The 13,256-nt window shown below is 70.9% G+C and carries 11 protein-coding genes and 1 pseudogene; 6 read left to right on the forward strand and 6 right to left on the reverse strand.

Features of this window, described 5'->3' with window-relative positions; translation table 11 throughout:
• Positions 1-10 precede the first annotated feature (10 nt).
• The 4 genes from ABCR94_RS10975 (at position 11) to ABCR94_RS10990 (ending at position 4,550) form a co-directional block, all read left to right on the forward strand.
• On the forward strand, positions 11-952 hold the full coding sequence (locus ABCR94_RS10975) for a carbohydrate ABC transporter permease (RefSeq protein ID WP_521976746.1): 942 nt from the start codon (positions 11-13) through the stop codon (positions 950-952).
• The gene (locus tag ABCR94_RS10980; protein WP_347119023.1) at positions 949-1,779 is read left to right on the forward strand and encodes a carbohydrate ABC transporter permease; all 831 of its coding nucleotides are present in this window, start codon (positions 949-951) and stop codon (positions 1,777-1,779) included. Before ABCR94_RS10975 ends, ABCR94_RS10980 begins: the two co-directional genes overlap by 4 nt.
• A gap of 59 nt (positions 1,780-1,838) precedes the next feature.
• Complete coding sequence (locus ABCR94_RS10985) at positions 1,839-3,038, forward strand: glycoside hydrolase family 1 protein (RefSeq protein ID WP_347119148.1); 1,200 nt, start codon at positions 1,839-1,841, stop codon at positions 3,036-3,038.
• 96 nt (positions 3,039-3,134) lie between these two features.
• A complete protein-coding gene (locus tag ABCR94_RS10990; protein ID WP_347119024.1) occupies positions 3,135-4,550 on the forward strand; it encodes a glucoamylase family protein in 1,416 nt (471 codons plus the stop codon).
• Positions 4,551-4,567: 17 nt separating this feature from the next.
• Here the strand turns inward: ABCR94_RS10990 and ABCR94_RS10995 are convergent.
• Positions 4,568-4,758 (reverse strand): annotated as a pseudogene (locus tag ABCR94_RS10995) (hypothetical protein); the annotation flags it as partial.
• Positions 4,759-4,906: 148 nt separating this feature from the next.
• Here ABCR94_RS10995 and ABCR94_RS11000 point away from each other — a divergent pair.
• Together ABCR94_RS11000 and ABCR94_RS11005 are read left to right on the forward strand one after the other, a co-directional pair.
• On the forward strand, positions 4,907-6,988 hold the full coding sequence (locus ABCR94_RS11000) for a TPM domain-containing protein (protein WP_521976748.1): 2,082 nt from the start codon (positions 4,907-4,909) through the stop codon (positions 6,986-6,988).
• Positions 6,989-7,138: 150 nt separating this feature from the next.
• Positions 7,139-7,849, forward strand: a complete 711-nt coding sequence (locus tag ABCR94_RS11005; RefSeq protein WP_347119026.1) for a PspA/IM30 family protein — start codon at positions 7,139-7,141, stop codon at positions 7,847-7,849.
• 14 nt (positions 7,850-7,863) lie between these two features.
• On the opposite strand, the gene ABCR94_RS11010 is transcribed toward ABCR94_RS11005, so the two are convergent.
• The 5 genes from ABCR94_RS11010 to ABCR94_RS11030 form a co-directional block, all read right to left on the reverse strand.
• Positions 7,864-10,368, reverse strand: a complete 2,505-nt coding sequence (locus tag ABCR94_RS11010; RefSeq protein ID WP_347119149.1) for a SpoIIE family protein phosphatase — start codon at positions 10,366-10,368, stop codon at positions 7,864-7,866.
• 188 nt (positions 10,369-10,556) lie between these two features.
• Positions 10,557-10,985 (reverse strand): ATP-binding protein, encoded by a 429-nt coding sequence (locus tag ABCR94_RS11015; RefSeq protein WP_347119150.1) that lies wholly within the window; start codon positions 10,983-10,985, stop codon positions 10,557-10,559.
• Positions 10,986-11,163: 178 nt separating this feature from the next.
• On the reverse strand, positions 11,164-11,583 hold the full coding sequence (locus ABCR94_RS11020) for a (deoxy)nucleoside triphosphate pyrophosphohydrolase (RefSeq protein ID WP_347119027.1): 420 nt from the start codon (positions 11,581-11,583) through the stop codon (positions 11,164-11,166).
• 129 nt (positions 11,584-11,712) lie between these two features.
• Positions 11,713-11,895 carry an SPOR domain-containing protein gene (locus ABCR94_RS11025; RefSeq protein ID WP_347119028.1) on the reverse strand — a complete coding sequence of 61 codons (183 nt, stop codon included), beginning with the start codon at positions 11,893-11,895 and terminating at the stop codon, positions 11,713-11,715.
• A gap of 258 nt (positions 11,896-12,153) precedes the next feature.
• Positions 12,154-12,906 (reverse strand): GntR family transcriptional regulator, encoded by a 753-nt coding sequence (locus ABCR94_RS11030; protein WP_347119029.1) that lies wholly within the window; start codon positions 12,904-12,906, stop codon positions 12,154-12,156.
• Between the last annotated feature and the right edge of the window lie 350 nt (positions 12,907-13,256).

The following is a 13,256-nucleotide window of genomic DNA, read 5'->3' on the forward strand; positions in this document are numbered from 1 at the left end:
GATCGCCAAGATCCCCGCCGGACCGGGCCCGGCCGCCCCGGCCGCCGGGCCCCCGGCCCGGCGCAAGAACCGGGCCGGGGTGCAGAACCTCGCCGGCTGGCTGTTCTCCACGCCCTTCCTGGTGTTGTTCTCGGTGTTCATGGCGCTGCCGATCGTCGCGACGCTGGTGATGAGCTTCACCGACTTCGGACTGCGCAATGTCACCGACCCTCTCTCCGCGAAGTTCATCGGCTTCGAGAACTACACCAAGCTCTTCGGCGACGAGAAGTTCCTCAAGTCCCTTTTCAACACGGGGTACTTCGTGGTCGTCGGCGTACCGCTGACAGTCGTCTCGGGTCTGGCCGTCGCCGTCCTGCTGAACAACGGCATCAACCGCATGCGCACCGTGTTCCGGATCGGCTTCTACGCGCCGGTGGTGACCAGCATCGTCGCCATCGCCGTCGTCTGGCGCTTCGTCCTCGACCCGGCCGACGGCCTGATCGCCGGACTCGCCTCCGAAGTCGGCCTCACCGCACCCGACTTCCTCGGCTCCGAGGCACTCGCCATGCCCTCGCTGATCGTGATGGCGGCGTGGCGCAACCTCGGTACGGTCATGGTGCTGTGCATCGCGGGGCTCCAGGCCATTCCGGCGGACGTCCGCGAGGCGGCCCGCCTCGACGGCGCCGGTCTGTGGCAGGAGTTCCGCGCGATCACCGTTCCGCTGCTGCGGCCGACGATCCTGTATGCCACGGTGATCACCACCATCGGCTACCTCAATGTCTTCGAGGAACCGTTTGTGATGACCAACGGCGGGCCCTCCGACAGCACCCTCACGGTGTCGCTCAACATGTACCGCGAAGGCTTCAACTTCTTCCACATGGGCTATGCGAGCGCGATGGCGTACGTCCTCTTCGTCGTGATCATGGGCATCACGGTGCTCCAGCTCCGACTGCTGAAGGACAACACGAAATGAGCGCCGTACGGCTGCGCAAGCCCGTCACCTACAGCCTGCTCGCCCTCGGCCTGCTGGCCATGGCGGCTCCCTTCCTGTGGATGGCGCTGTCCGCCTTCAAGACCAAGCCCGAGCTGGCCGCGAGCCCCCCGGTGTGGATCCCCACCGAGTGGACCCTGGCCAACTTCCGTGAGCTGCTCGACCTGCTCGATCTGCCGCTCTACTTCTTCAACTCCACCGTCGTCGCCACCCTCGTCACGGTGTCCAATCTGCTGTTCTGCTCGATGCTCGGCTACGCCCTGGCGAAGCTGAACTTCGCGGGCCGCAGGCAGCTGTTCGCCCTGGTGCTCGGCGCGCTGATGGTGCCGGGCAATCTGATGCTGCTGCCGCTCTTCGTCCTGATGAGCAAGATGCAGCTGATCGACTCGTACGCCGGTCTGGTGCTGCCCTTCGCGGCCGCGGCCTTCGGGGTGTTCCTGATGCGGCAGTTCATGCTGTCGATCCCCGACGAGCTGCTTGAAGCGGCCCGGCTGGACGGCGCCGGTGAGTGGTACATCTTCTGGCGGATCGTGATGCCGCTGGTGAAACCGGCTCTCGCGACGCTGGGGATCATCACGTTCCTCGGGTCCTGGAACAACTTCGTCTGGCCGCTGATCGCGACCAACGACCCGGACAAATACACCCTCCCGGTGGCGCTGGCCACCTTCGCCACCGACCCCAACCGGGCGAACGGCGCCAACGGGGTGCTGATGGCCGGATCCTTCCTGGTCGTGCTGCCGGTCCTGCTCGTCTTCGCCGTACTGCAGAGGCACTTCACCCAGGGCATCGCGACCGCGGGTCTGAAGTAGCCGAAGGTCACGGCACGGCACCACACCCCCCACACCCCCCACACCAGAGAGACATGACGATGACGCACGCCCCGACCCGCTTCCCCGACGGCTTTCTGTGGGGTGCCTCCACCGCCGCCCACCAGATCGAGGGCAACAACACCAACAGCGACTGGTGGGTGAAGGAACACAGCGCGGACTCCACCATCGAGGAGCCGAGCCTGGACGCCTGCGACAGCTACCACCGCTGGGACCAGGACATGGACCTCCTCGCGGAACTGGGCTTCACCGACTACCGGTTCAGCATCGAGTGGGCTCGCATCGAACCGGCCCAGGGCCACTTCTCCCGGGCCGAGCTCGCCCACTACCGGCGCATGGTCGACGGCGCCGTCGCCCGCGGGCTGCGGCCGATGGTCACCCTGCACCACTTCACCGTGCCGCAGTGGTTCGAGGAGCGCGGCGGCTGGGTCGCCGACGGCGCCGTGGAGCTCTTCACCCGCTACGCCGAGGCCACCGCGACGGTCATCGCCGAGGATGTGCCGTACGTCTGCACCATCAACGAGCCCAACATGATCGCGGTGATGGCCGGGGCCGCCAAGGCCGGCAACATCGGCTTTCCCCCGGCGGGGCTGCCGACCCCCGACAAGGAGACGACGCTGGCCGTCATCGCCGCCCACCACGCCGCCGTCAAGGCCGTGAAGGGCATCAACCCGGACATCCGGGTCGGCTGGACCGTCGCCAACCAGGTCTACCAGGCGCTGCCCGGCGCGGAGGACGCCACCGCCGCGTACCGCCGCCCCCGCGAGGACGTGTTCATCGAGGCCGCCCGCGGCGACGACTGGATCGGCGTCCAGTCCTACACCCGGACCAGGATCGGCGCGCAGGGCCCGATCCCGGCGCCCGAGGACGCCGAGCGCACCCTGACCCAGTGGGAGTACTACCCGGCCGCGATCGGGTACGCGCTGCGCCACACCGCCGAGTTGGTCGGCGACGTACCGCTCATCGTGACCGAGAACGGCATCGCGACCGCCGACGACACCCGCCGGGTGGACTACTACACGGGCGCGCTCAGCGCGGTCGCCGCCGCCCTGGACGACGCCATCAACGTCGACGGCTATCTGGCCTGGAGCGCCCTGGACAACTACGAGTGGGGCTCGTTCCAACCCACTTTCGGGCTGATCGCCGTCGACCCGCAGACGTTCGAGCGGACCGCCAAGCCGTCGGCGGTCTGGCTCGGCGGCCTCGGCCGCACCCGCGAACTGCCGCGCATCGCCGCCTAGGGGCCCACGCACCACCCCTGAAGACCCGGGAGCCGGCGGACCTGACCCCGCCGGCTCCCGTCCATCTCCGCACCTGCGACCGGGAGTTGATCCTTCATGGACCGTCGTACGTTCGTCACCGCCACCGGCGCCGGGGCCGCCGCCCTGTCCCTGGCAGCCGCCGGGGCGCCCACCGCGTCCGCCCGCACGACCGATCGCCCGCACGCCGCCGACACCTCGCTGCTGCACACCTGGTTCCGTGACACGTACCGCTCGATGCGGGCGATGACGACCGACTTCGGCCTCACGGCCGACAAGACCGACCTCTCCGCGCCGGGCCGGCCCGTCCCCTCGCAGAACACCTCGCCGACCAACATCGGCTGCGGCCTGTGGTCCACCGTCGCCGCGGCCGGACTCGGCGTCATCGACCACGACACGATGCACCGCCGTCTGGAGCACACCGTACGAGCCGTGGAGAAGCTGGAGCGCCACCACGGCTTCTGGCTCAACTGGTATGACGCGTACGACGGTTCGGTGCTCACCAGCTGGCCGGGCACCGGCGACCCGGTCCGCCCCTTCCTGTCCTCCGTCGACAACGCCTGGCTGGTCACCGGCCTGCGCATCGCCGCCGACGCCGATCCGCAGCTGCGCCCGCGCATCAGCAAGCTGCTGGCCGGCGCGGACTGGTCGTACTTCTACACGCCGTACGACCCGGCCGACCCGGTGAAGGGCCCCGGCCAGCTGCGCGGCGGCTTCTGGACCGACACCGGCGAGCCGACACCCCACCACTACGGCGCCCTCAACACCGAGCCCCGCATGGCCAGTTACCAGGGTATCGCGGACGGCAGCCTGCCCACCGACCACTACTGGCACCTGCTGCGGACCATGCTGCCCGAGCACGAGCAGGAGCAGACCCCGCAGGGCGCGTACGCCGTGATGGACGGCGTACGCGTCTGGCAGGGCCACTACACCCATCGCGGCCGCAAGCTCGTCCCGACCTGGGGCGGCTCGATGTTCGAGGCGCTGATGGTGCCGCTCTTCGTCCCCGAGTCCACGTGGTCGGCGTCCTGGCGCACCACCCACGGCCGTTACGTCCGCTCGCACATCGAACACGGCCTGATCGAGGCCGAGTACGGATACTGGGGTTTCTCCCCCGCGAACATCCCGGCCGGCGGCTACCGCGAGTACGGCGTGGACGCGATCGGCATGCAGCTGGAGGGGTACGAGTCGCACGGCGTCGTCACCCCGCACGCCTCCTTCCTCGCGCTCCCGCAGGCCCGCACCGAGGCGCTCGCCAACCTCAAGGCGCTCGCGCGCGACTTCGGCGCTTACGACGAGGGTTACGGCTTCCGGGACTCCGTCGATGTGGTGACGGGCCGGGTCAGCGACTTCGTCCTCGCGCTCGACCAGGGCATGGTCATCGCCGCGCTCGCCCAGGAGTTGAGCCCCGGCCTGCTCCAACGCCCGTTCCGCACCGGCGGGTTCGACACCCGGGTCCGGCCGATGCTCGGCAGGGAGCGCTTCAGCATCTGAGCCGGTGCGGGCCTCCCGCCCCAGCCCGCCCGGTACGCCGCCCAGTCGCCCTCCGTCGCCGCGAAGTCGACGTACAGCGCCACCCCGAACCGGCGTTCTCGTGGTGGCTGAGGTCGTCCTCGTGGAAGAACGGCAGCCCCATCAGGAGGTCCGTCCCCTCGGGCGTGACCTCCAGGGCGAGGGAGGTCTGCTGGGCGACGTAACCGCCCGTTCGGTCGATGCGCGCCGGACGGGCTTCGTTCGTACAACCGTCCGATGCTTGACGACATCGTGGGGACGGACGCGCCGACGCCGGTGATCGGTTCCGGTCGCGGGGCAGGGAGTGCGGACATAGCCTCGCAAACGTGACGCCGCTGCTGAGCCGAACCGGGACCTTCCTTGCCGTGTCCGTCCTGGCGGCGGGGTGGTTCGCGGTGCCCGCCGACCGGGGCGCCCGCGCCGAGGACCCCGTTGTCCTGTCGCGCGAGGGCCAGATCACCGACAAGGTGGACGCGCTGGGCGACCGTAGGAACGACACCGTGCGCGCCCTGGACCGGCTCTACGACGACCGCCGCCTTCAGCTCTTCGTCGCGTACGTCCGTGACTTCTCCGGGCAGTCCGCGCAGAGCTGGGCCGACAGCACCGCCGGGCGCAGCGGCCTGGGCCGCGACGATGTCCTGCTCGCCGTCGCCACCCACGACCGGCAGTACGCCTACTCCGTCGACCAGGACTCGCGCCTCACCGACGCCCAGCTCGCCGACGTCGCCAGGACGGCCGTGGAGCCCGCGCTCAAGGAGAACGACTGGGCGGGCGCGGCGATCGGCGCCGCCGACGGGTACGACGCGGTACTCGCCGGTGATCCCGTCCCCGCGCCCGCCATCACCCCCGGCGAGACCGACCCCGGCGGTGGTGGCGGTGACAGCGGTGGCGAGAACAGCGCCGCGGATCTGGCGGTTCCGATCATCGCGGTCGGCGGCGCCTGTGCGCTGGCGGCGTACGCGTACAGCCGCCGCAAGCGGCGCTCCATGACCGGGGCCACGACCGGCACGACACCCGGTGGCGGCTGGGCTCCCGCGGCGTCGGCGCCGACGCCGTTGCCCGAGCTCGATTCCCGGGCCAAGCAGACCCTCGTCGACACGGATGACGCCGTACGCACCAGCGAGGAGGAACTGGGCTTCGCCTCGGCCCAGTTCGGCGAGGAGGCCGCGCGGCCCTTCGCCGAGGCCCTCACATACTCCAAGGGTGAACTGACCGCCGCCTTCCGGCTGCGCCAGCAGCTCGACGACGCCCACCCCGAGGACGACGAGACCCGCCGGCACATGCTCGACGAGATCATCGCCCGTTGCTCGGAGGCCAACCGGCGCCTCGACGCCGAGTCCGACGCCTTCGACCAACTGCGCGACCTGGAGAAGAACGCCCCCGCCGCACTGGCCGCCACCGAGGAGTCCTTCCGCGAACTCACCGGGCGCACGGGCATCGCGGAAGCCACACTGACCGCGATGCGGACGCGGTACGCGGACTCCGCCGCCGCGCCCATCGCCGGTCACGCCGAACAGGCCAAGGACCGGCTCGTCTTCGTGACCGGCACCCTCGACGAGGCCAAACAGGCGCTCGAAGCGGGCGACACGGGCCGGGCGGCCGTCTTCGTCCGGGCCGCCGAGGGCGCCGTCGGGCAGGCGGCCACCCTCATCGACGCCGTGGACCGCCGCGCCCGGGAACTCGCCGAGGCCGCGGGCAAGCTGCCCGGCGCCCTCACCGAGACGGAGACCGACCTCGCCGATGCGCGCGGCCTCCTCCAGGGCAGCAGCAAGGGCAGCTCCACGGCCGACCTCCAGGGGCGTATCGCCCGCGCGGAGGCCGTCGTCGCCGACGTACGGCAGGAAGAACAGTCCGGCAGGTACGACCCCATCGACGCGCTGCGCCGGGTGGAGGAGGCCGACGGCGCGCTGGACGAGGCGCTGGCGGGCGCGCGGGAGCGCGAGTCCGCCGGGCAGCGCGCCCGCGCCCTGCTCGACCAGGCCACGCTCGGCGCCCGCGCCTCCGTCGGAGCCGCCGCCGACTACATCACCACGCACCGCGGAGCGGTGGGCAGCCAGGCCCGTACCCGCCTGGCGGAGGCCCAGCGCCACCTCGAACAGTCCGCCGCGTCCCCGGACGCGCAGGCCGCGCTCGCGGAGGCCCAGCAGGCGGACGCGCTGGCCCGGCAGGCGCAGAGCCTCGCGGAACAGGACGTACGGGGGTACGACGACCCCTACGGCGGGGGCCGCGGACGCGGCGGCGGGGGCGGCGGCCTGAACGGCGCGGTGCTCGGCGGGATCATCCTCGGCGGAATCCTGGGCGGCGGCGGAGGCGGCCGGGGCGGAGGCAGCTTCGGCGGCGGCTTCGGCCAGGGCGGCGGGCCCGGCAGCTTCGGCGGCGGGGGCACGCGCGGCCGAAGGGGCGGCGGGAGCCGGTTCTGACCCGTACCAGTGCCCGAGTCAGTGCCCGCACCCACCCGAGTCAGTGCCCGCACCCATACCCGAGTCAGTGCCCGTATCAGTGCCCGCACCCATAGCCCGTAAAGCGCCCATTCGCCCCGTACACACCACCCACCCGCAAGGAGTCGTCCCATGTCGAAGCAGACCATCCTCGGCCGCGTGACCCAGCTGGCGAAGGCCAACATCAACGCCCTCATCGACCAGGCCGAAGACCCGCAGAAGATGCTGGACCAGCTGATCCGCGACTACACCAACAACATCGCGGAGGCCGAGGAGGCCGTCTCGTCGACCATCGGCAATCTGCGGCTCCTGGAGCAGGACCACCGCGAGGACATGGAAGCGGCGGCCGAGTGGGGCGGCAAGGCGCTCGCCGCCAGCAAGAAGGCCGACGCGCTGCGCACCACCGGTTCGGCGGCGGAGGCGGACACCTTCGACAATCTCGCCAAGGTGGCGCTCCAGCGGCAGTTGCAGTCAGAGAAGGAGGCGAAGACGGCGGAGCCGACCATCGCCTCGCAGACGGAGGTCGTCGACCGGCTCAAGTCCGGTCTCGACCAGATGCGGACCAAGCTCGGCGAGCTGGCGGCCAAGCGCGACGAGCTGGTGGCCCGCGCGAAGTCCGCCCAGGCGCAGAACCAGATGATGGACGCGGTCAAGAACATCAACGTGCTCGACCCGACGAGCGAGCTGGGCCGTTTCGAGGACAAGGTGCGCCGCGAGGAGGCCAGGGCGATGGGCAAGCAGGAGCTGGCCGCCTCGTCCCTGGATGCCCAGTTCGAGCAGTTGGACAGCCTCGGCGACGGCGCGGAGATCGAGGCGAGGCTGGCCGCGCTGAAGGGCAGGTGAAGCCCCCTGGGGGCTTAGTACATGCTCAGCAGCTGCTCCACGCTCGGCTCACCCTTCGGCCGCCCGTTCGGCAGGGCGAGTTCGAACCAGACCGTCTTGCCGCGCGGTGTCCGCCGCGAGCCCCAGGCCGCGCTGAGCAGCCCGACCAGCTGCAGCCCGCGCCCGCCCTCGTCGGTGACGCGCGCGCGCCGCCGGCGTGGCTGGACCAGACCGCCGTCCCACACCTCGCAGACGAGCGTACGGTCGCGCAGCAGCCGGAGCCTGATCTCGCCCTCGCCGTACCGCAGGGCGTTGGTGACCAGCTCGCTGACCAGGAGTTCGCAGGTGTCCACCAGGTCTTCGAGGTGCCAGGTGACCAGCTGCGCCCGCGCCAACTCGCGCGCCCGGCCCACCGAACGCGGCTCCCGCGGCAGCTGCCAGTCGCCCACCGCCTCGGCGGGCAGCCCCTGGATGCGGGCCATCAGCAGGGCGATGTCGTCCTCGCCGTGCCGGGTGTCGAGGGTGTTCAGGACGTGATCGCAGACGTCCTCCAGGGGGCGGCCCGGGTCGGTGAGGGCCGCGCGGAAGGCCCGCAGCCCCTCGTCGAGCGGATGGTCCCGCGACTCGACGAGCCCGTCCGTGTAGAGCGCGAGCAGCGCGCCCTCGGGCACCTCGACCTCGACCTCCTCGAACGGCTCGCCGCCGACACCCAGCGGCATGCCCGGCGGTACGTCGAGCAGCAGCGCCTCTTCGCCGGGCTCGACGAGGACGGGCGGCAGGTGGCCCGCGTTGGCGAACGTACACCGGCGGGTGACCGGGTCGTAGACCGCGTACACACAGGTCGCGAGGTAGACCTCCGACAGGTCGGCCTCGCGTGCCTTGTGGGTGGCGCGCGAGGCGTGCTGGGCGCCGCTGGGTGTGCCCAGGCCGCGCGCGATCTCGTCGAGGGCCGAGAGCACTTCGGCGGGCTCCAGGTCGAGCAGCGCCAAGGTCCGTACCGCGGTGCGCAGTTCGCCCATGGCGACGGCGGCGCGCAGGCCGCGTCCCATCACGTCGCCGACCACCAGGGCCGTGCGGTGTCCCGGCAGCTCGATGACGTCGAACCAGTCGCCGCCGACCTCCGTCGCCGTATTGCCGGGCAGGTAGCGGCAGGCGATGTCGAGGCCTGCTGCCACCGGGTCGCCCGGCGGCAGCAGGCTGCGTTGCAGGATCAGGGCCCGCTCGTGCTCACGCCGGTAGAGGCGTGCGTTGTCGATGCAGACGGCGGCGCGGGCGGCCAGCTCGACGGCGAGTGCGCGGTCGCGCTCCCCGAAGGGCTCGCTGCCCTTCGTACGGGAGAACTGGACCAGGCCGACGACCGTGTCGTGGGCGACCATCGGGACGGCCAGCGTGGACTGGATCAGGCTGCCCTCCCTGCTGGGCACCACCTGCACCCGGGCGGTACGCAGGGCGCCCGCGCAGGGCGAGTTGAACGGGTAGCGGTGGACGACGCCGACCTCGGTCGGCGCCGGCTCCTCGCCCTCGGCGACGCAGCCGGGGGCGACCAGCGGGCCGTCGGAGACGGCGCTGGCGAAGGCCACCCGGCGCAGCTCCGCGCTGCCGTCGGCCAGGCCGGGCGGGGCCTCGTCGCCGGCCACCAGGCCCTGGTAGAGGTCGACGGAGGCGAGGTCGCAGAAGCCGGGGACGGCCACGTCGAGGAGTTCGCGGGCGGTGGTCTCCAGGTCGAGGGAGTTCCCGATGCGGGCGCCCGCCTCGTTCAGCAGGGCCAGGTTGCGCCGGGCGTCGGCCGCCTCACGGGCGGCCGTGTGGCGGCGGGTCACGTCGGTGGCGAGGCCCGCGACGCCGATGGGGCGGCCCGCGCCGCTGTGCACCCGGTAGAGGTTGACCGACCAGTGTCTGCGGTCCGTGCTGCCGGGGATGGCGCCGATGATCTGCATGTCGGTCACGGACTCGCCGGTCTCCAGCACCCGTTGGAGCGCCGCTGTCATCCGGACGGCCTCGGGCGGGGAGAGGTAGTCGTGGACCGTACGGCCCCGGTGGTCCTCCGCACCGCCGCCGAAGACGGTGGCGAAGCGCTTGTTGGCCCGCTGCACGGTGAGGTCCGTACCGAACAGGAGGAAGCCGAAGGGAGATTGGCCGAAAATGGCCTGCGAAGAAGCCAGATCCGTTTCGATCCGGCGCAGCGCGCGGACGTCGACGACGATGCACAGCGCCGCACGCTCGGCGTTCGACGTCTCGCTCGGCATCACATAAATTTCCGCGATCCCGTGCGCACCCCCGCTGTCGGGCATACGGAACGGGACCAGCCCGGTCCATTCCTTGCCGTCGAGGATCTCCGCGACCTCGCGGTGACCGCGCACGCGCAGCTCGGCAGGCATGAACGCCTCGACCGGATCCTTGCCCACCACATCGCGTGCGGCCAGGCCGAACAGCTCCTCGGCCCTTCTGCTCCACTGCTCGACGAGCCCGTCGGGGCCGATCGAGAAGGACGCGACTTTGATGTAGTCATAGATCGAGCCGGGCGGGCTGCTCTGCCACATGGCTTCGCCCGCCGCCGCCGATATCTCATTCACGCGACCGTCCCCTCCAGCTCAACGCACCGGACCGGTCCTTCCCGCAGTATTCAGCACTACGGGCCCAAGCGGCACGGCGTTCACGATCACAGCACGGACTCGTTCCTTTTCGGCCGGAAAGGCGGCCGGGCAGTGATCGTTGTCCCTTCACTCTTCTAACCAGGCAGAGCCAGCTCGAACCACACCGTCTTGCCCGTCCTGCCGTGACGTGTACCCCACCGCCGCGCGGAGCGGGCCACCAGCTGCATCCCGCGTCCTCCCTCGTCATCGGGGCCCGCGATGCGCGCGAGGGGCGGATCCGGAAGCGGATCCGACACTTCCACCAACAGGACGGGCCCGGTGACGGGAGGAAGCCCGGCAGGGTCGCACCGCAGCAGCCGGACACCGATGGGGCCCGATGCGTACCGCAAAGAATTGGTCACCAGTTCGCTGACCAACAGAACGGTCATATCGCCGACCGCGTCCAGCAGGCCCCAGGTGCGCAGCGCGTCACGGACGGCATGGCGTGCGGTGCGTACGGCATTGGCCTCGGCAGGGAAGGTCCACTCGGCGCAGTCGCCTTCGGTGTCGATCACGCCGACCACATCCCAGATCCCAGACAAACAGCGGGGCCCGCGTCCTTTTTCGGGGGGTTAATCAGCACATACCCGATATACGGTCCGAGTTAATCCCGGCAATGGAAGCATTGGGGCACAAAAGGCGCACGGGATCACAGCCCACGCCCCCGCCCCACCTGCCCCGAAGGCGCTCCACGGGGGCGGTTCAAGCCTGGGCGGCCGGTCCGGACAGAGCACTCAGGCGGCGTACCGCTTGGGCCACCGCGGGGCGGTCCTGGTCCAGCCAGTCCACCGCGTCCGCAGCCTCGTGCGGCGCGAGCCAGCGCAGCGCGTCGTGGTCCTGGAGCGGCCTGGGCGTGCCCGAGACAAGGCGGGCCGTCCACACCTGGAGGACCAGACCCGGCTTTAGGGGCCACTCGCCGGGGATGCGCTCCACCGGCCGCACCTCGACGCCGAGCTCTTCGCGCAGCTCGCGCACGAGCGCCTGCTCGGGGCTCTCGCCGGGCTCCACCTTGCCGCCCGGCAGCTCCCAGCGGCCGGCCAGCTCGGGAGGGGCACTGCGGCGCGCGGCCAGCAGCAGCCCCCGGTCGCACACGGCTGCGCCCACCACGACACGATCAGTCATGCGCGGAGCCTACGTCCCGGGCGCGACCGGGAACTGTCGGTGGTCCCGCCGGAGGCCCTCGACGCTCCCGGGGCGGCAGGCGATCCCGCTGGACGCTCCCGGGGGCTGCCGCCGGTCCCGCCGAAAGCTCTACTGGACGCTCTGGCCGACCCGTTCGACCCAGTAGAGCTGCTGCTGGCGTCCGCGGCCGTCGAGACTGTCCGCGATCTTCTGCGCCTCGGTCTTGGTGGCGTACCTGCCGACCCGGTAGCGGTTGCCGTTGTCGTCCTGCCGTACCACCAACCATGGGAGTACGGACCCGCTGTCGTTCATCGTGCGCCTCCGTCCGCCGGAGCACTTACCTCTAACGATCCCCAGGAAACCGCAATCCGCATATGCCCGAGCGTACGCCTGACCTTCACTCAGCGAATACGCTTTTATACAAAGAGGTACGCATCCGGCCATGAACGAGGGGGCGTGCTCCGCGGAGCACGCCCCCTCGTTCATGCCATCCCCCCATGCGGCATCCACCCCGCACTGCAGACGACGCGTTCGCGTACCGGTCATTTCACCCCGGTCACTTCACCCCGGTCACTTCACCGGCAGGTGGTAAGTGATCCGGTAGCGGTCCGCAGGGACCACCACGTCGGCCGTCTCGACCGCCCGGCCCGACGCGTAGTACGTCCGCTCGATGACCAGCACCGCATGCCCCGGCACCCCGCCGAGCTGCATCAGCTCCTCCGCGAGACCGGGCCGCGCACCGACCTCCTCCACCACGTTGTCCACGACGAAGCCGATCGCCGCCATCCGCTCCACGACGCCGCAGCCGCCCAGCGGCCCTTCCTCGGGAAGCATCACCGGGGTGCGCCCCGTGACGGCCAGTGGCTCCCACGACGTCGAGAGCATCATCGACTCCCCCGCGTCCCGGAAGACATACCGGGTGCGCATCACCCGGTCGCCCTCCTCGACGCCGAGCCGCTCCGCGATGGGCCGCGGCGCCATTTCCTGCTCGCTGCTCGACTCCCAGGTGCCGCGCGCATCGCTCTCCGACTGCTCCTGCCGGAACGGCGTCGACGGCCCCTTTGTGCGATGCCCGGAGCGCGAGACGCGACGCGGGACGGGCTGCTCGCGCACATACGTACCGGACCCCGAGCGGCCCTCGACGAGACCCTCCGCCATCAGGACCTTGCGGGCCTCCAGCGCGACGGTGTCGGAGACCCCGTACTCCTCGCGGATGCGTGCCTGCGAGGGAAGTCGGGTGTGCGGTGGCAGGGAACCGTCGACGATCTTCTGTCGTAGATCGCCCGCGACGCGCAGATAGGCCGGCTGCTCACCGAATGTCACTGGCCACTCCCATCAGGTTTACACACAGCAACAGCCTGGCAACCGTGGGTTGTTGACCGCAAGTAAAGGCCAAAGTTTCACTCGAAGTGATGACTTGCCTTTACGCAGGGCGTTGGCGCGGGTATAGGGATCCGGACGGCCGGTGCGAGGACCAGGAGACCGCGGACTCGACGCCACTGCTCGAACCCCCGTCCGCGGGAACGCCAGTGGGGGCATCGGTGGGGGCATCGGGGAGCCTGGCCGGGCATGGGCGGCGGTATGTCCACAGGTACGCAGCTCCTCGTCGGGGGCGGGCGACCGCCCCGCGCATGGCAAGCGAAGAGGGGGCGACCGCCGATGGCGGTCGCCCC

Origin of the sequence: Streptomyces changchenzhani (genome assembly GCF_039766235.1) — a bacterium.
Taxonomy (GTDB): Bacteria; Actinomycetota; Actinomycetes; order Streptomycetales; family Streptomycetaceae; genus Streptomyces.

What these genes read in the sequence shown, in the direction of transcription:
- ABCR94_RS10980 (WP_347119023.1), top strand. Translation starts at nt 949, where the DNA reads ATGAGCGCCGTACGGCTGCGCAAGCCCGTCACCTACAGCCTGCTCGCC.
- ABCR94_RS10985 (WP_347119148.1), top strand. Translation starts at nt 1,839, where the DNA reads ATGACGCACGCCCCGACCCGCTTCCCCGACGGCTTTCTGTGGGGTGCC.
- ABCR94_RS10990 (WP_347119024.1), top strand. Translation starts at nt 3,135, where the DNA reads ATGGACCGTCGTACGTTCGTCACCGCCACCGGCGCCGGGGCCGCCGCC.
- ABCR94_RS11005 (WP_347119026.1), top strand. Translation starts at nt 7,139, where the DNA reads ATGTCGAAGCAGACCATCCTCGGCCGCGTGACCCAGCTGGCGAAGGCC.
- ABCR94_RS11010 (WP_347119149.1), bottom strand. Translation starts at nt 10,368, where the DNA reads ATGTGGCAGAGCAGCCCGCCCGGCTCGATCTATGACTACATCAAAGTC.
- ABCR94_RS11020 (WP_347119027.1), bottom strand. Translation starts at nt 11,583, where the DNA reads ATGACTGATCGTGTCGTGGTGGGCGCAGCCGTGTGCGACCGGGGGCTG.
- ABCR94_RS11025 (WP_347119028.1), bottom strand. Translation starts at nt 11,895, where the DNA reads ATGAACGACAGCGGGTCCGTACTCCCATGGTTGGTGGTACGGCAGGAC.